Origin of the sequence: Isoptericola cucumis, assembly GCF_014635665.1 — a bacterium.
Lineage (GTDB): Bacteria > Actinomycetota > Actinomycetes > Actinomycetales > Cellulomonadaceae > Isoptericola > Isoptericola cucumis.
The window spans coordinates 14,516-33,557 of record NZ_BMDG01000015.1; the positions used below are offsets into that span (position 1 = coordinate 14,516).

General features: G+C 73.8%; 6 protein-coding genes. All 6 read right to left on the reverse strand.

Annotated elements, in window-relative coordinates:
• Positions 1–9: 9 nt before the first annotated feature.
• The 6 genes from IEW03_RS18235 to IEW03_RS18260 all read right to left on the reverse strand — a co-directional run bounded on the left by IEW03_RS18235 (position 10) and on the right by IEW03_RS18260 (position 18,940).
• On the reverse strand, positions 10–1,614 hold the full coding sequence (locus IEW03_RS18235; protein ID WP_188525143.1) for an RDD family protein: 1,605 nt from the start codon (positions 1,612–1,614) through the stop codon (positions 10–12).
• Positions 1,611–4,262 (reverse strand): transglutaminase-like domain-containing protein, encoded by a 2,652-nt coding sequence (locus IEW03_RS18240; RefSeq protein WP_188525144.1) that lies wholly within the window; start codon positions 4,260–4,262, stop codon positions 1,611–1,613. The genes IEW03_RS18235 and IEW03_RS18240 overlap by 4 nt, the downstream gene beginning before the upstream one ends.
• Positions 4,255–5,604, reverse strand: a complete 1,350-nt coding sequence (locus tag IEW03_RS18245) for a DUF58 domain-containing protein (protein ID WP_188525145.1) — start codon at positions 5,602–5,604, stop codon at positions 4,255–4,257. Before IEW03_RS18245 ends, IEW03_RS18240 begins: the two co-directional genes overlap by 8 nt.
• Positions 5,605–5,635: 31 nt before the next feature.
• Positions 5,636–6,610: an AAA family ATPase gene (locus IEW03_RS18250; RefSeq protein ID WP_188525146.1), complete on the reverse strand. Its 975-nt coding sequence runs from the start codon at positions 6,608–6,610 to the stop codon at positions 5,636–5,638.
• A gap of 112 nt (positions 6,611–6,722) precedes the next feature.
• Positions 6,723–12,761, reverse strand: coding sequence for an Ig-like domain-containing protein (locus tag IEW03_RS18255; RefSeq protein ID WP_229738423.1), 6,039 nt, complete (start codon positions 12,759–12,761; stop codon positions 6,723–6,725).
• 197 nt (positions 12,762–12,958) lie between these two features.
• Positions 12,959–18,940 (reverse strand): Ig-like domain-containing protein, encoded by a 5,982-nt coding sequence (locus tag IEW03_RS18260; RefSeq protein WP_229738424.1) that lies wholly within the window; start codon positions 18,938–18,940, stop codon positions 12,959–12,961.
• Between the last annotated feature and the right edge of the window lie 102 nt (positions 18,941–19,042).

Here is a 19,042-nt window from a genome sequence, read left to right on the forward strand (position 1 = left end):
CTCCCTCGCTCATGCGCCGTCCGGGCCGACGACGAGGAGCCGCCGGGCGCCGGCCTGCACCGTCCAGCCGGCCGTGACCCGCGCGGGCGTGCCGGCGACGAGCTCGTGCACCGTCCCGTCGGGGGCGATGACGGCGCTGCCGTTGGTGCTGCCGAGGTCGGTCACGCGCAGGCCGTCCGACTCGGGCAGCAGCTCCAGGTGCGTCTTGGAGACCGACCGCGTCGTGTCCTCGAGCCGCAGCGGCATCGCGGGCGCGCCGGCGTCCTGCTGCGGGTTGCGGCCCACGAGCATGCGGCTCGCCACGGTGACGCGCCGCCCGGGGTCGACCTCGACCACGATCCGCGGCGGGGCGGAACCGTCGCCGGCGGCGCGGCGCGACGACACGCTGAACCGCGTGGCCTCGATGTCCTCGAAGTCCTCGGCCTCCGCCGGGCTCTCGGCGGCCGGGGCCGCGGCCGGCTGGACCGGGGCGACCGGCGGCACCGGGGCCTGCTGCACAGGAGCCGGCTGCACAGGTGCCGGCTGCACCGGGGCCGGCTGGACGGGCGGCTGCTGCGCGACGGGCACGGTCGGCGCACCCTGATCGACGGCGGGGTCGACGGTGGGGTCGACGGCCGGCGTCGGTTGCGCGCCCGGCGCGACGGCCGCGCGGTGGACGGTGTGGGACTCGACCGCGGCGTCGGCGGGCCGCGCGTCGGCCGGCGCGGCCCCGGTGCCCGGCGCGCCGGGCACCCCGGTGATGATGCCGCCGGTGCCGCGCTCCGCGGCCGGGAACGACCACGGGTCCTCGACGGCGGCCGACCCGGCCTCGGCGGGGGCCGCGGACGACCCCTCCTCCGGCGCCGCGGGACGCACGCCGCCCGACGCGGGGGCGAAGCTGCGCGGGGGCGCGCCGCGCACGTCGCGGACCACGCTGCGGGCGGCCTTGTCGTGCCAGCCCTGACGACGCCCCGAGGAGTCGAAGGTCGGCGACACCAGCACGAGCACGGTGCCGATCAGGGGCAGCACCCCGCACAGCGCCAGCACGAGCCAGCGCAGCAGCCCGCGGCCCGCGCCGACAGGGGCGTCGGTGCCGAGCGCCGGGTCGGCGGCGTCGGTGCGGATGCCGAGCAGCCGGTTGCCGAGGGTGCGGCCGGTGAGCCCGTCCGCCAGGCCGAGCCCGACCCAGCCGAGCAGGCTCACGAGGCCCATCGCCCCGTAGACCGTGCCGAGCGCCGCGAACGCCTCGCTCGCGGCGGCCGACGCGCCCATGGCCGTCGACGCCTCGCCGACGGCCGCCATCGCGTCGAAGACGCCCGTGGTCAGCGCGACCACGAGGCCGACGGCGCCGGCCACCAGGGAGACGGCGAGCAGGTCGAGGACGTAGGCCCCCGCCCGCCGGCCGACGCCGGCCAGGGGCGCCGTCGGGGGCGCGGCCGTGGCCGCGTCGCTCGCCGCGCGCAGCATCTGCGCCGACGCCCGCCGGGTGCTCTCGCGCATCTCCGGCTCGGTGGTCATCGCCAGCTGGGGGCTCAGGTCCCCCCGGCGCGAGGTCGCCACCGTGGGCGTGCCGCACACGGCGCAGAACGCCCCGGTCTGCTCGGAGGCGCCGCAGGCGCCGCAGGTCGTGGTCATCGGTCCTCCTGCCGCCGCGCTCGTCGCCCGGCCCTTCGTCCAGCCCCTGGTCCAGCACCTGGTCCAGCCCCTGGTCCAGTGCCCGGCCCGGCGTCTCCCGCGCGCCCCTTGCGGCGCCGCGCGCGCGCCATCCTGTCATGCAGCGGCCGGAGCACGCGGCGTCCGGCCGCGCCGAGCGCCGCCACGGCGGACCGGAACCACCCGGTGACGACGGCCCGCAGCGGCGGGGCGTCGGCGCCGCGCACCGAGCGCAGCGAGAGCCTCGCGGCCATCCGCTTTCGCCACGGCAGCCCCTCGTGCAGGGTGCCGACCAGCGAGTCGACCTCGGCCCAGTACTCCTCGACCTCCGCGTCGGTGGGCTCGCCGGAGCCGAAGACGGTCCGGTCGGCCCGGTGCGCCAGCCCCGTCGTGGTGGGCGTCGCGGCCGACGGCAGCTGGTCCACCAGCAGGCGGGCGCCCTCGCGCCGGGTGGCGCCCCGCGGCACCCCCGCGCCGAGGTCGGTCGCGACGTCGACGACCTCCCGCCAGCCGCCGCTGACCCGGTCCACGGGGGCGGGGGCGGCCCGGCGACGGCCACGACGACGGGACTTGAACAGCAGGAGCAGCAGGATCGGCAGCCCGAGGATGGCGAGCGGCACGGCCACCGTGAACACGATGATCGCGACCTGGCGCCAGTCGATCCCCTCGGAGTCCTCGTCCTGGTCCTCGTCCTCGACGTCGCCGGCCTCGGCCTGCGGCGGCTCCTCCGGCGTCTCCGGGGACTCGAGCACCGGCGGCTTGGGCACCTGCTTGGAGCGCGGCAGCGGCTCCACCTTGTTGTCCTCGTCCGGGATGACGTCGAACGGCACCCAGCCGTAGCCCTCGAACGGCACCTCGACCCAGGCGTGCACGTCGGCACCCGTCACGGTGTACGGCGTGCCGGGCTTCCAGGCGTCCTCCTCGGGGTAGAAGCCCATGACGACGCGGGCCGGGATCCCCGCCTGCTGCGCCATGAGGGAGAACGCGACGGCGAACTGCTCGTCGTCCCCGACCATCTCGTCCTGGGCGAGCAGCGCGTCGATGCGCGCGGCGGAGTGCCCCGGCCGGGACGGCGGCTGGTTCTCCAGGCCGCTCGAGTACACGCCGGTGGCGATCAGCGTGTCGCGGATGTTGACGAGCCGCTCGAACGGTTCGGTGGCGTCGGCCGAGAACTGCTGCGCCTTCGACGGCACGGCGTCGGCCACGTCCTGCGGCTGCGGCACGTCGACGTCGAGGATCGGCACCGAGGCCAGGTCCTCCTCGGCCGGCTCCGGCGCGACGATCGCGTCCAGCTCGTACGAGTCGCCCGGGGCGAGGCCCGCGGTGACGACGCCCGTGCCGGAGGTCGCGTTGTAGTAGGTGGACGCGGCGAGCTCGTCCGCCCGCTCCCCGCCGAACCGGACGCCCGCGAGCTCGCCGACGTCGGGCAGCCAGACGCCGGAGTAGCCGGTGACGGTGACCGTCAGGGGCGTGGCGGTACCGGCGGCGACCGTGTCGATGGTCTCCCCCGCGCGGTTGAACACGCCCGAGGCGCCGCCGGAGCTCGCGTCGTAGACCGTGCCCGCGTACGAGTCGAGCGTCGCGAGCCGCACGCGCGACCCCTCCGGCATGCCCTCGACGGTGAACAGCTCCGTCTCGTCGAGGTCCTTGGTGTACGTGCGGAACCCGACCAGCGGGCTCGTGTACTGGTGCAGGTCCAGGGGCGGGGTGACCAGCTCGCGCAGCACGACCCGCTCCCCCTGCCCGAGCAGCGGGGACACGAGGACCGCGGCGAGACCGCCGACCCCGAGCAGCACCGCGCCGCCGCGCACCCGCTGCGCGCGCAGGCGCCGCGTCGCGGACCGGCTCGCCTCCGACAGCAGCTTGTTCGCGCCCATCCGGGTCTCCGCGGCACGCCACGACGCCCACAGGAGGCCCACGACGGCGACGACCAGGCCCTGCACCAGCGGCAGGGCCGGGACGATCGTGCCGAGCAGCGCCACGGCCGCCAGCGACACCACCACGGGCAGCAGCGCCCACGCCGCGAACCGCGACCGCCAGGCGATCGTGCCGGCGAGCAGCCCGGTGAGCAGCATCAGCAGGTACGGGACGACCGCCAGCTCCTCGAAGGAGGCCAGGGGCGGGACGGTCGTGACGAACGACTTCCACCCGTGCGAGGCGCCCACGGCGAGCTCGGACAGCGTGGTGCCCGTCGGCAGCACGCCCGCGAGCGTCGTGCCCGGCAGCGCCAGCACGCCGCCGAGCAGGAAGTACGCGAGGACGGCCGCCGCCGCCGTGAGCAGCACCGACCAGCGCAGCCACGCGCCCAGCCACGCGACGAGCAGGCCGACCAGCGCGCCGCCCGCGGCGGGCAGCAGGTAGCCCGTGGTCCCCCACGCGGGCGCGAAGCCGACGACGACGGCGCCGAGCAGCGCCGCGAGCACCAGGCCGTCCACCAGCCCGGCGACGGTCACCGCGCGCGGCCGCCCCGAGGGGCGGCCCTTGGCCCGGGTCGTCCCCGCGCGCACGGACGTGCGCGACGTGCCGCCGGTACGGCCGGTGTGCCCGGTGCCGGTGCTCCCCGTGTGCCCGGGGTGCGCGGCGTGCGTCGCGTCGGCCGGGCTGGGCTCCGGGGCGCGGGAGTCAGTCATTCGTCCTCCGCAGGGCGTTCGGCAGGTCAGCGAGCTCGCCGAGCGTCAGCACCTGCATGTCGGCGACGCGGCCGCGGCTCACCGAGCTGCCCGGCGAGCAGCGCATGGCCACGAGGCGCGCGTCGACGGGCAGCCGCACGGCCGCGGCACGCAGGTCGGTGGGCGACACCGTGCTGCCGACGGCGAGCACCACGACCGACGCGTCGGTGACGGTCGCCGAGGCGACCCGGGCGATCTCCGCCAGGCTCCGGCGCGCGGGCGCGAGCTCGAGGCGGGTCAGGTCGTCCAGCAGGCGGGTGCGGTGGTCGCCGCGCACCCGGCCCTGCGGCACGAGCACGGCAAGGCCGCCGTCCTCGCGGATGGCCTGGAGGCCGAGCGAGCCGCACGCGGAGACCGCGAGCTCGAACTCGTCGGGGTCGGCGTAGTCCTCCTCGCGCGTCGACAGGATGACGGCGAGGCGCGATCGACGCGTCTCCTCGAACTGGCGGACCATGAGCTGGCCGGTGCGGGCCGTGGACTTCCAGTGGATGTGCCGGCGGTCGTCGCCGGGCACGTAGTCGCGCAGCGCGTGGAACGACACGTCCGAGTCGGAGATGTCGGGGGTCACGCGGCCCTCGAGGTCGTGCAGCAGACCGGTGGACGAGCCCGACAGCGGCAGCGTGCGCGGGTGCACGAAGAGCTCCTCCGGCTCCGTCCACGTCAGCTCGCGCCGCAGCATGCCCAGCGGGTCGGCGCGCACCGAGCGCACCGGGCCGATGGGGATGACGGCGCGGCGGTGGGTCGGCACGGCGAAGAGCTCCTCGTGCTCGCCCTCCGGCCGCAGGCGCGGCAGCGGGAACGAGGCGATGCCCTGCCCCACCTGGAGCTCCATGACCGCCGGCAGCATGGTGCGGGACGAGTCGTTGCGCACCACGAGCCGGCCGACGGCCCGGTCGCCGACGACGACCCGGCGCGACGCGACGTCGAGCACGACCGTGTACCGCAGCCGGCCCAGCACGAAGACCACCGCGCCCAGCAGGGCGACCGTCGTCGTGACGGCGACGATCGTGGACTCCTGCCAGCGCAGGACGAGCCCGGCCCACCACGCCGCGGCGGCGAGCACCAGCACGGCCCAGCCGAACGGGGACACCACCCCCACCACCGGGGCGAGGCGCGCCCAGGCGTGCACGAGCCCGGCGCCGACGGCCTCGCCGGCCGCGCTCCTGGCGTCGGAGAGCACGCGGCGCAGCCGGCGCCGCGGCGTCGCGGCCGGTGCGGGCGCGGCGTCGTCCTGGGCCGCCTCGGGCGCGGCGGCCTCGGGTGCGGCGTCGGGCGCGTTCTCGCGCTCGGTGGTCGTGGTCATGAGGATGCGCTCCGGTAGGGCGTTCGAGCGGTCAGGCGGTCCGGCGTTCCTGCGGCGCGGGCACGTCGGTGAGCAGGCGCGAGATGGTCCCGTCGGCGGTGGCGCCCGCGAACTCGGCCTCGGCGTCGAGCACGAGGCGGTGGGCCCACACCGGCTGCACGAGGTCCTTGACGTCGTCCGGCAGGACGTAGTTGCGCCCGTGCGCGGCGGCCCAGACCTTCATGCAGCGCACGAGGGCGAGCGCGCCTCGCACGGACACCCCGACGTGCACGTCGGCGGCCTCGCGCGACTCCTGCGCCAGGCGGGAGACGTACTCGAGCACCGCCGGGTCGACGTGGGTGGAGGCCGCGAGGGCCGCCATGTCGACGACGGCCTGGCCGGTGATGACGGGCTGCAGCGCGGCGCTGCGGTCGCGCACGGCCGACCCGGCGAGGATCTCGACGGTCGAGGTGAGGTCCGGGTAGCCGATCGACGTCTTCATGAGGAAGCGGTCGAGCTGGGCCTCGGGGAGCTTGTACGTGCCGGCCTGCTCGATCGGGTTCTGCGTGGCCACCACCATGAACGGCGCGCCCACCGGGTGCGGCACGCCGTCGACCGTGACGCGCGCCTCCTCCATGACCTCCAGGAGCGCGGACTGCGTCTTCGGCGAGGCGCGGTTGATCTCGTCCGCGAGCACGATGTTCGCGAAGACGGGGCCCTCGTGGAACTCGAACGTGCCGGTCTTCTGGTCGTAGATCGTGACGCCCGTGACGTCCGACGGCAGCAGGTCGGGCGTGAACTGGATGCGGTGGTTGGTGCCCTGCACGCTCGCGGCCATCGCACGGGCCAGCATCGTCTTGCCCGTGCCCGGGGCGTCCTCGAGCAGCAGGTGGCCCTCGGCCAGCATGCACGTCAGCGCGAGGCGGATCTGGTCGTCCTTGCCCAGGACGGCGCGCGCCACGTTGCCGACGATGCGGTCGAACGTCTGCGCAAACCAGGAGGCCTGCTCGGGGGTCATGGTGCTCATCTCGTCGTTCCCGTCCGTTCGGTGTGCGCCGGTGGCGCGGTCTGCTCGTTGTCCAGGAGGCTCGCGTGGCTCGATGTCCAAGAGCCCCGGGGCGGCCGTTTGTTACCCGCGACTACCACCAGTCGACCTTGTTGCTGGTGAGGTTGAGACCGTCACTGGTGGTGACCCAGACGGTGCCCGTGGTGCCCGTGTAGCACCACAGGTCGCGCGGGCCTGCGTTGCCGTTGCCGTCCGTGCTCGTGACCCCGGCCCGCTTCCAGTTGGTCCCGGCCGTGTTGAACTTCCGGCCGTCGGAGATGCAGTTGTACTTGAACTGCTGGTTCGGCTTCGCGTCGCGGATCGTGATCCGCAGGTACGCGCAGCCGTCGCTGAAGCAATCCCCGTACTGGGTCTCGCCGACCGCGGTCGAGCCGCGCTCGAGCGTCAGCGTCGGCTTCGGCTCCGCCTCGGTGCTCCCGCTCGCGGAGTCGCTGGAACACCCGGCGCTGTTGCAGGCCTGCACGCTCACGGAGTACGACTTCGAGTACCCCCCGTTGACGTTGACCCGCCCGGTGCCGCTGCCCGAGCCCTTCTGGGACCCGGAGAGGGTCCACTTCACCGTCCCGGAGTCGCCGTTCCAGCTGCCCGGGCCGCTCACGGTGAAGTAGCCGTCCGTCGCCGACGTCTTCGTCCAGCGCACGCTCGGCGCGGACGGGACCCGGTAGGCCTTGACCCCGTTGGACGCCGCGCTCGCGCTCGACGCGCCCGCGGCGTTGTGGGCCGTGACCGTGAAGGTGTAGGTGTTCCCGTCCGGCAGCCCGGTGAACTGGGTGTTGGTACCGCTCACCGACTTCGTGGCGCCGTTGGACGCCCGCACCGTGTAGCTGGAGATCGGCGACCCGTTGGGGTCCGCGGCGCCCCAGGAGATCGACGGCACGCCCTTGTTGTCCGACGCCTTGACCCCTGTCGGGGTGCCCGGCTTGCCGTACGGCGTGACGGCGTTCGACCTCGGGCTGGTCGCCCCCTTGCCGGCCTTGTTCTCCGCGGTGACGGTGAACGAGTAGCTCGACTTGGTGTCGAGGCCCTCGAAGTCGTACGACGTGGCCGACGTCGTCGCGGACTCCACCTTCGAGTCGCCCTTGAACACGGCGACGTGGTAGTCCGAGACGGCGTCGCCGTTGTTCGCCGGCGCCTTCCACGTGACGTGCACCTGGCCGCCCAGCGCGGTGTCGACCCGCGACGCGCTCGGCGCGGCCGGGGCGTCCGGCGGCCCCGCGGGCACCATGGACGTCGACCACGCGCCCCAGTCCGACGGGTCGGGCGCCTGGTTCACGGCCTGCACCCGGACCTTGTAGGCGGTGCCGTTGGTCAGGCCCTCCCACACGATCCGCTCGCCCGTGACGCCGACCTTCTGCGCCTCCCCGTTGGCGGGGGCGGGTGAGATCTCCAGGTTCACCGACTCGATCGGCGACCGGTCGGTGTACGACGCGTTCTTCCACGAGACCTCGAGCGACTCGTCACCGAACTCGAGCTGCGGCGCGGCGGGCGGGTCGGGCTTCTCGTCCGGGCGCGCCTCGGCGGAGGCGGGCGACGCGTCGGACGGCCCCACCGCGTTCTCGGCGACCACGGTGAACGTGTACGTGACGTTGTTGGTCAGCGGCTTCAGCGTGCACGTGGTGGCGGCGCAGCTGAACTCGTCGCCCTGGCTGGACGTCACCGTGTAGCCCGTGATCTCCGAGCCGTTGTTCTGCGGCGGGGTCCACGACAGCACGACCGTGCCGGAACGGACCTCCTCGACCACCGGCGTCGACGGCGCCTCCGGGGCGCCGAGCACGTTGACGGTGATGCGGCCCTCGACCTGGCGGTCCGGGTCCTCGGTGGCGTCCTGCACCAGGTAGCGCACCACCATCGTGCCGACGAAGTCCTCCTTCGGGGAGACGACGACCTGGTCGCCGTCCGCCGTCGCGTCGCCGCGGCCCGTCTCCACGACGGGCTGCCCGACGAGCTCGAGCGGGCCCCGGTCGGCGAACGGGTTGGAGTCGTTCGCGAGCACCGGCACCGAGACGGCCTTGCCCTGGTGGGCGTCGTCCACGACGTCGTCCACGGCGCGCGCGAGCGGGCGCGTGGAGGCGACCACGTCGACGGCGAGCTCGCCGTCGACCGGCGGGTGCTCGTCGTCCGTCACCGTGTACGGCACGGTGAAGGAGCTCCCCTTGGGGATCGAGGGCGTGGCCTCGAGCGTGACCCGCGTGCCGGACATGGTGGCCGACAGCCCCTCGGGCAGCCCGCCGAGCTCGAAGCGCAGGTCGTCGTTGTCGGGGTCCTTCGCGAACCGGCCGAGGTCGACGACGCTCTCCTCGCCCGCGGCGACCTTGCCCGACGGCGAGCCGGGCTCCGGCGGCAGGTTCTCCGGCGGCAGCACCGTGATCGGCATCGTCAGCACCGCCGTGCTGCCCTCCGGGTCGTCCGGGCCGTCGCCGTCGGTGACCTCGAACGTCACCGACGCGGGCCCGTCGTAGTCGTCGCGGGGGGTGTAGGACATGGTGGTCTGGCCGGTGACCTCGACCTCGCCCTCCAGGGCGGTCACCTGGTCGGCCGTGGTGAGGCGCGGGCTGCGGCCCTCGACCACCAGCACGTGCTCGGTGATGTCGATGTCGAGCTTCTCCCCCGCGGCGACCTCGAGCGGCGCCTGGCCGGGCTTGAGGATCGGCTGGGTGGACTCCATCCCCGGCACGACGACGAACGCCTTCGCGCTCTGGCCGTCCATGTCGGTGACCGAGTACGTGATGACCTGGCGGCGCTCGGTGAGCGTGACCTCGAGCTGGCCGTCCTCCGTGACCGCCGCGGTCGTCGCCCCGGTCTCGACGGTGAGGTCGTCGGCGGCGCCGTCCGGGTCCTCGTCGTTGTCGAGCACCGGCACGGTGACGCTGGTCTTGCCCAGCAGGTCGGCCACGGGCACGGAGTCGTCCCGGGCGACCGGCGGCAGCAGGGGCGCGTCGGCCGCGACGGTGACGCTCACGGACGCCGAGGCGCGCGCGGCGTACGTGTCCTCGATCGCGTAGAAGAACGTGTAGGTGCCCTCGTCGGACGGCGTCTGCACGACGACGCGGTCCTCGACGACCTCGGCGTCGAGGTCCTCGTCGCCCTCCAGCGCGCCGGCCACGAGGCCGACCTGGTCGCCGTCGGGGTCGGAGTCGTTCGCCAGCGCGGGCACGGCCACGCGCCGGTCCGGGCGCACCGTGACCTCGTCGTCGGCGGCGACCGGCGGCTGGTTGGTGGCGGGCGGCTGCGCGATGCCGACCCGGACCACGCCCGTGGCGACCTCGCCGCGCGCGTCCTGCACCGTGTAGCGGAAGGTGTCCGCCCCGCTCGCGTTCTCGCCGGCCGCGTAGTCGACGTACCCGTCGACGACCTCGGCGCGGCCCTGCGTCGGCCCGGTGGCCAGGCCGGTGAGCTGGACCGAGTCGCCGTCGGGGTCGATGCCGTCCAGCGGCACCGGGATGCGCACCGTGCCGCCGGACAGCACGCGCGCGTCGACGTCGCGGGGCACCGGGGCGGCGTTCTCGGACCCGCCGCGGATGTGGATCGTGACCTGGGCGGAGTCCTCCTGCCCGTTCGGGTCGCGCACCGTGTAGATCGCGTACGCGGTCCCGGCCTCCGAGCCGGCGCGGAAGCGCAGCCGGTCCTCGGAGACGAAGAGGTCGCCCTGGCCCTCGTCGACCGTCTGCTCGAGCTTCGGGTCGAGGGTCAGCTCCAGGCCGTCCGGGTGCGTGTCGTTCTTCAGCACCGGGATGTTCACGTAGTCACCCGCCCGCACCGTGACCTCGTCGGCGGCGGCATTGGGCGGCTGCAGGCGGTCGGGCGCGGGCACGGGCAGCACCCGCACCTCGCCGGTCGACGTCTCGGTGCCGTTCGACACGGTGTACGTGAGGGTGACGGGCTCGGACATGCGCTTCGTCTCGGTGACGCGCAGCATCTGGTGCGCCAGCACGGCGACGCTGACGCCGGAGTCGTCGGGCACGTCGACCGACTGCACCACGAGCACGCCGCCCGCCGGGTCGGTGTCGTTGGCGAGCACGTCCACCAGCGTCGACCCGCCCGCGGGCAGCAGCGCCGTGTCGGAGACGACGACCGGCGCGCCCTGCGCACTCTCCGGGTCCTGCACGTCGACGCGGACCACACCGGTCGTGGCCTCGGGCCCGTCCGACACCTGGTAGAGCACGTCGTAGGACTTCGGCTCCTGGGCCAGGAAGGTGAACGTCCCCGCGTCGTAGTTGGGGGTGATCTCGGCGGGCGCGGCGTCGCTCACGCTGGTCAGCCGCAGCTCGTCGCCGTTGGGGTCGGAGTCGTTCTTCAGCGGCTCGATCGTCACCGGCTGCCCGGCCGTGACCACGACGTGGTCGCCGACGGCCACGGGCGGCTCGTTGCCGTCGCCCAGGACGTCCACCCACAGCGTGCCCTCGACGACCTCGCCCTGGCCGTCGCCGACCGTGAGCGTGACCTTCTTGCGCCCGGTGGCGGAGCCTCCGTCGCGGAACTCGACCGTGCCGTCCGGGTAGGCGCGCACCTCGTCGCCCTGCACCGTCGCCGCGGCGGTCGCGAGGTAGACGTCGTCGCCGTCCGGGTCCTTGAAGAACGGGAGGACCTTGATCTGGGCGCTCTTGCCCTGCTGGACCCGCAGCACGGGCTCGCCCGACTGCTCCGGGGCGTGGTTCTCGCTCCACGGCACCACGTCGACGTCCACGGTCGCCTGGTCGTGGCCGCCGCGCCCGTCGGTGACGTCGTAGGTGAAGGAGGCGTCGCCGCTCGCGTCCTCGGGCGTCACCGCCTGCAGCGCCTTGCCTCCCAGCACCCGCTGGACGGAGAACGCGTCCGGCTGGTCGCCGTCCAGGCTCGCGGTGATGACGTCGCCGTCCGGGTCGAGGTCGTTCGACAGGACGTCGAGGATGGTCGTGCGACCGGGCCGCACGCCGAAGCTGTCGTCCTGGGCCTTGGGCGGGTCCTGCTTCTCCCGGTCGACGACCGTCTGGTCGACGAGCTCCGGCTTCGCGTCCTCGGCGTCCTCGTCCTGGCCCTCGACCTGCTCCGGGAGCTTGACGTCCCAGTCGTCGACCTTCTCGTACTCGTCGAGCGCCATCCACAGCGTGCCCGACGTGAGGTCGTTGAGGACCACGTTGTTGCGGTTCACGCGGTACTCGAGCTTCGTGCTCTGGTCGATGCCCTCGAGCACACGGTCGACGTCACGGTCCGTGCCCTCGCAGTCGCGCACGATCTGCCCGGTCGTCGACCAGGCGCCGTAGAGGCAGCCGCCGAGCTGCACCGGCGCGCCGGCGGACCCGGACGCCTTGCGCTGCGTCGCCGCGCCGCCGTCCAGCGGCTGCAGCACCAGGGCGCTCGACGTCGCGTAGGCGACGGCGTCCGACGACTCGCCCACCTGCTGCAGGCGGGCGCCCTGGGCGTCCGCGACGTCCACGGTCTCGCCACCGGGCAGCCGCAGCTCGCCGTCGGTGCGGTTCAGGATCACCGGGTCGTCGCCGACCGCGGTGAGGACGACGTCGTCGCCCCCGTCGAGCAGGCCCAGCTCCGTGACCTCGGGCTCCTGGCCCGGCTCGACCGTCCACAGCACGTCCCGGCTCGGCACCACCGCGAACGTGGTGCCCCCCTGCGACACCACGACCTGCGCCGCACCGTCCAGGTCCTGGGTCGGGTCCTCCTCCTCGGTATCGAGGCCGGGGAGCCGCTCGACCGTGGTGACCCACAGGGAGCCCGACTCGTCGTCCACCACGGCGACGCGGCCGCCGCCCATCGCGGTCTCGGCCCCCGCGGGGAGGACGGTGGCCGAGGAGAACTTGAGCCGGGCCACGTCGACGAGGTTCGCCGCGCTGCTCCCGCCGTCGTCCACCAGCACCTGGCTCGCCTGCTGCTCCACGTCGAAGTCGGCGCTGCCCGCCAGCAGCGTGCCGTCGAGCGCCTTCGCCTCCGTGCTGAACCGGCCCACCAGCCCCGCCGACTGCTTCGTCACCCACACGCCGGAGTCGTTGAGGTCGACGTCCGCCGTGGCCTCGCCCTCGTACATCAGTGCCGTCACCACGACGCCGGCGGTCAGCGCGAGCACGACCGACGTCGAGACGGTCGCACGTCGGTCGGTGCGCAGGCGCGTGAACAGACCCAAGATTCCCCCGGTGCCATGGTGGTGACGACCTCCTGGGCGGGCGTGCGCACCCGTGGCCGTCGATGGCTGGAGAGGTCGGATCGCTCGCACAGGATAGCCAGAATTCACCCGCTGGAGGCAACGAATCTCACGTCAGCGCATGGGGAGAGGTCCCCATGCCGCCCCCGTGTCCCTTCCGGCGGGCGGGCGCGTGGCCGTCACCAGGTCGTTCGCCGGTACTCCTTCCCGTCGATCACGACCGCCACCTGGCGGCCGCCGTAGCCGAAGTAGCACTTGAGCTGCTTGCTCCCCTGCTCCGAGAGCGTGACGTCGTAGGCGTGCCCGGGCGCCACGATGTTGCTCCACCCCTGCGCGTCGTCGCCGTAGCACTGCACGCTGTGCGTGCCGGGCTTGAAGTTCTTGGTGTTGACGACGAAGTACGCGCAGTCCGAGCTGGAGCACCCCTTCTGCCCCTGGGCCGAGGCGCCGCGGGTGACCCAGGCGTCCGCCACGAACGCCTTGTCGCTGGCGCACTTCGACGCCGTCTGCCCCGCCGAGTCCCGGACCTTCACGCAGACCTGCTTCGACTGCCCGGGGTCGGCCGAGACCGTCTTCTTGCCGCTGCCCGCGGAGCTGGACACCGCGCCCGTGACGCTGACGTCGATCGACCGGCCGTTGGTGCTGGTCGACCAGCTGAACGTCACCTGGTTGCTGCCGCCGGAGGCGGACACGGACGGCGTCGGCACCGGCCCGTACGGCTTCACGGCGCCGGAGTACGACGTCCAGCCCGAGCAGCCGGCGGCGTTGCACGCCTGCACCCGGAACCGGTAGCTGGTGCCGTTCTTGAGGCCGCCGTAGCTCGTGGACGTGCCGGTCACCTTCTTGCTGCCGCCCTTGTCGGTCGCGACGGTGTACGTCACGGCGTTGCCGTTGTCGTTCGCCGCGCCCCACGAGACGTTCGCCTGCCCGCTCGTGCCGTCCACGGACGCCTTCGGCGTGCCGGGCGCGCCGGGCCTGCCGAACGGCTTCACCGCGTTGGACCGCGCGCTCGCCGGGCCCTTGCCCGCCTTGTTCTGGCCCGCGACGGCGAACGAGTAGCTCGCCTTCTTGTCGAGCCCCTCCAGGTCGAGCGAGGTGCCCGTGGCGGCCCGCGTGTCCACCTTGGACCCGTTCTTGAACACGTCCACGAAGTACTTCTTGACGGTGTCGCCGTTGTCGACCGGCGCGCGCCACGTGACGTGCACCTGCCCGCCCAGCGCGGTGTCGACGCGCGACGCGCTCGGCGCCGCGGGGGCGTCCGGCTTGCCGGCCGGGACCTCGCTGGCCGACCAGGCTCCCCACTCGGACGGGTCGGGCGCCTGGTTGACCGCCTGCAGCCGCACCTTGTAGGCGGTGCCGTTGGTCAGCCCCTCCCAGACCACGCGGTTGGAGGTCACGCCGACCTTCTGCGTCTCGCCGCTGCCGGGCGCGGGCGAGATCTCCAGGTTCGACGACGTGATCGCCGAGCGGTCGGAGTACGACGCGTTCTTCCACGTCACCGTCAGCTTCCCGTCCCCGAACTCGAGCTGCGGCGCCGCGGGCGGGTCGGGCTTCTCGTCGGGCCGGGCCTCGGCCGAGGGCGGCGACTCCTTCGAGGGGCCGACGTCGTTGTTCGCCTTCACCGTGAACGTGTAGGTGACGTTGTTGGTCAGCCCGTCGAGCGTGCAGGTGGTGGTCTCGCACTCGAACGTGTCGCCGCGGCTCGAGGTCACCGTGTACCCGGTGATGTCCGCGCCGTTGTTCGCCGGCGGCGTCCACGACAGCACGACGGTCTTCGAGCGGACCTCCTCGACCTGCGGGGTCGTCGGCGCGTCGGGCGCGCCGAGCACGTTGACGGTGGCCCGGCCCTCGACCTGGCGGTCGGGGTCCTTCGTCGCGTCCTGCACGGTGTAGCGCACCACCATCGTGCCGATGAAGTCCTTGTCCGGCGTCACGACGACATCCTCGCCGTCCACGGTCGCGGTCCCGCGGCCGGTCTCGAGGATCGCGTCGCCCACGATCTCCAGCGGCCCCCGGTCCTCGAACGGGTTGGAGTCGTTCGCCAGCACGGGCACGGAGACCGCCTCGCCCTGGTGGGCGTCGTCCACCGTGTCGTCGACCGCCCGCGCGAGCGGGCGCGTGGAGGCCACGACCTCGACCGACAGCTTGCCGTCGACCGGCGCGTGCTCGTCGTCCGTGACCGTGTACGGCACGGTCAGCACGGTCCCCTTGGCGACGTCCGGCGACGCCTCCAGCGTCACGCGGGACCCGGACACCGTGCCCCCGACGCCCTCCGGCAGCGCGCCGAGCTCGAAGCGCAGCGGGTCGTCGTCCGGGTCCTTCGCGAAGCGCCCGAGGTCGACCACGTTCTCCTCGCCCGCGGCGACCTCGCCCGACGGCGAGCCCGGCTCGGGCGGCAGGTTGTCCGGGGGCAGCACCGTGACGGGCAGGGTGAGCACCGCGGTGTGGCCGTCGGGGTCGTCGGGGCTCTCGCCGTCGGTGACCTCGAACGTCACCGACGCCGGGCCCACGTGGTCGGGGTTCGGCGTGTACGTCATGGTGGTCTGCCCGGTCACCTCGACCCGGCCGTCCACGGCGGTGACCTGGTCGGTCGTGGTGAACCGCGGCGAGCGGCCCTCGACGACCAGCACGTGCTCGGCGATGTCGATGTCGAGCGGCTCGCCGGCCGGCACCTCGAGCGGGGCCTGACCCGGCTTGAGGATCGGCTCGATCGAGGTGAGGCCAGGGACGACGACGAACGCCTTGGCCTGCTGCCCGTCCATGTCGGTCACCGTGTAGGTGATGACCTGGCGCTGCTCGGTGAGCGTCACGTCCAGGGCGCCCTCGGGAGTCACGGTCGCCGTCGAGGCGTCCGTGTCCACGGCGAGGTCGTCGGCCGCACCGTCCGGGTCCTCGTCGTTGTCGAGCACCGGCACGGTGACGCTGGTCTTGCCCATGAGGTCCGCGACGGGGACGGAGTCGTCCCGCGCGACCGGCGGCAGCAGGGGGGCGTCCGCGGCGACCGTGACGCTCACCGACGCGTTCCCGCGTGCGCCGTACGTGTCCTCGATCGCGTAGAAGAACGTGGAGGTGCCCTCCTCGGAGGGCGTCTGCACGACGATGCGGTCCTCGGCCACCTTCGCGTCCAGGTCGTCGTCGCCCTCCAGCGCACCGGCGACCAGCCCGACCTGGTCGCCGTCCGGGTCGGAGTCGTTCTCCAGCGCGGGGATCGCGACCCGTCGGTCGGGGCGCACGGTGATCTCGTCGTCGGCACCCACGGGCGGCTGATTCGTGGCGGGCGGCTGCGCGATGCCGACCCGGACCATGCCGGTGGCCACCTCGCCGCGCGCGTCCTGGACGGTGTAGCGGAAGCTGTCGCCACCGCTCGCGTTCTCGCTCGCCTCGTAGTCGATGAAGCCGTCCGCCACCTCGGCGCGCCCCTGCGTGGGTCCGGTGGCCAGGCCCGTCAGCTGGACCGAGTCACCGTCCGGGTCGATGCCGTCCAGCGGCACGGGGACGCGCACCGTGCCGCCGGACAGCACCCGGGCGTCGACGTCGCGGGGCACGGGCGCCGCGTTCTCCTCGCCCCCGCGGATGTGGATCGTCACCTGGGCGGAGTCCTCCTGCCCGTTCGGGTCGCGCACGGAGTAGATGGCGTACGCGGTGCCCGGCTCGCTCCCGGCGCGGAAGCGCAGCCGGTCCTCGGAGACGAAGAGGTCACCCTGCGCCTGGTCGGCCGACTGCTCCAGCTCGGGGTCCAGGGTGAGCTCGAGCCCGTCCGGGTGCGTGTCGTTGCCCAGCACCGGGATGTTCACGTAGTCGCCCGCCCGGACCGTCACCTCGTCGGCCGTGGCGTTCGGCGGCTGCAGGCGGTCGGGGGCCGGCACCGGCAGCACCCGCACCTCGCCGGTCGACGTCTCGCTCCCGTTCGAGACCGTGTACTCCAGCACGACGGGCTCGGACAGCCGGCGCGTCTCGCTGATCCGCAGCGTCTGGTGACCGAGCACGGCGACGTTCAGGCCGGAGTCCTCCGGCACACGCACCGACTGCACCACGAGCACGCCGCCCGCCGGGTCGGTGTCGTTGGCGAGCACGTCCACCAGCGTCGACCCGCCCGCCGGCAGCATCGCCGTGTCGGAGACCACGACCGGCGCGCCCTGCGCACTCTCCGGGTCCTGCACGTCGACGCGGACCACACCGGTCGTGGCCTCGGGCCCGTCCGACACCTGGTAGAGCACGTCGTAGGACTTCGCCTCGTGCGCGAGGAACGTGAACGTCCCCGCGTCGTAGTTGGGCGTGATCTCCGCCGGCGCCGCCTCGCTGACCGACGCGAGCCGCAGCTCGTCGCCGTTCGGGTCCGTGTCGTTCTTCAGCGGCTCGATCGTGATCGGCTCGCCCGCGGTCGCCTCCACGTGGTCGCCGACCGCGACCGGCGGCTCGTTGCCGTCGCCCAGGACGTCCACCCACAGCGTGCCCTCGACGACCTCGCCCTGCCCGTCGCCCACGGTCAGCGTCACCTTCTTGCGCCCGGTCGCCGACCCGTTGTCGCGGAACTCGACCGTGCCGTCCGGGTACGACCGCACCTCGTCGCCCTGCACCGTCGCCGCGGCCGTCGCGAGGTAGACGTCGTCGCCGTCCGGGTCCTTGAAGTACGGCAGGACCTTGATGCGCGAGGTCTTGCCCTGCTCCACCCGCAGCACCGGCTCGCCCGACTGCTCCGGGGCGGCGTTCTCCTCGGGCGGCACGACCCGCAGCTTCACCTCGGCCTGGTCGGTGCCGCCGCGCCCGTCGCTCACCTGGTACCGGAACGTCACGTCCCCGGTGGCGTCGGGCGGCGCGACCGCCTGCAGGGCCTTGCCGCCCAGCACCTGCTGCACCGAGACCGGCTCCGGCTGGTCGCCCTCGACGCTCGCGGTGATGACGTCGCCGTCCGGGTCGAGGTCGTTCGACAGCACGTCCAGCACCGTGGCCCGGCCGGGGCGGACCCCGAAGCTGTCGTCCTTCGCCTGCGGCGGGTCCTGCTTCTCCCGGTCGACGACCGTCTGGTCGACGAGCTCCGGCTTCGCGTCCTCCGCGTCCTCGTCCTGACCCTCCGTCTGCTCGGGCAGCTGCACGTCCCAGTCGTCGACCTTCTCGAACTCGTCCAGGGCCATCCACAGCGTGCCCGACGTGAGGTCGTTGAGGACGACGTTGTCGCGGTTGGTGCGGTACTCGAGCTCGGTGCTCGGGTCGATCCCCTGGAGGGTCTCGTCCACGTCCCTGTCGGTGCCGTCGCAGTCGCGCACGATCTGGCCCGAGCTCGACCACGCCCCGTACAGGCAGCCCCCGAGCTGCACCGGCGCCGCCGGCGAGCCGGACGCCTGGCGCTGCGTCGCCGCGCCGCCGTCCAGCGGCTGCAGCACCAGCGCGCTCGCCGTCGCGTACGCGACGGCGTCCGACGACTCGCCCACCTGCTGCAGCTGTGCCTCCTGGGCCTCGGCGACGTCCACGACGTCCCCGCTCGGCAGCCGCAGCTCGCCGTCCGTGCGGTCGAGGATCACCGGCTCGTCGCCGACGGCGGTGAGGACCACGTCGTCGGCCTCGTCGAGCAGGCCGAGGTCCGTCGTCGTCGGCTCCTCGCCCGGCTCGACGGTCCACAGCACGTCCCGGCCCGGCACCACCGCGAACGTGGTGCCCCCTTGCGACACCACGACCTGCGCCGCACCGTCCAGCTCGACGGTCGGGTCCTCCTCCTCGAGGTCGAGCGTCGCCATGGTGTCGACGGGCGCCACCCACAGCGCGCCCGCCTCGTCGTCGACCACCGCGACCTGGCCGCCGCCCAAGGCCGACTCCGCACCCGAGGGCAGCTGCGTGGTGGAGCCGAACTTCAGGCGCGCGACGTCGACCACGTTGGCCGCGGCGCTCCCGGCGTCGTCCACCAGCACCTGGCTCGCCTGCTGGTCCACGTCGAAGTCGGCGCTCCCGGCCAGCAGCGTGCCGTCGAGCGCCTTGGCCTCGGTGTTGAAGCGGCCGACGAGGCCGGCGGACTGCTTGGTGACCCACACGCCCGAGTCGTCGAGGTCGACGTCCGCCGTGGCCTCGCCGTCGTACAGCAGTGCCGTGACGGCGACCCCCGCGGACAGGGCGAGGACGACCGACGTCGAGACGGTCGCGCGTCGGTCGGTGCGCAGGCGCGTGAACAAGCCCAAGAATCCTCCGTCGTCTGTGGCGTCGCGGCGTTGCGGCGGCATGGGCCGGCACGAACCGGGCACGATCGGCGCCCACCCTAATCAGAATTCACCCTC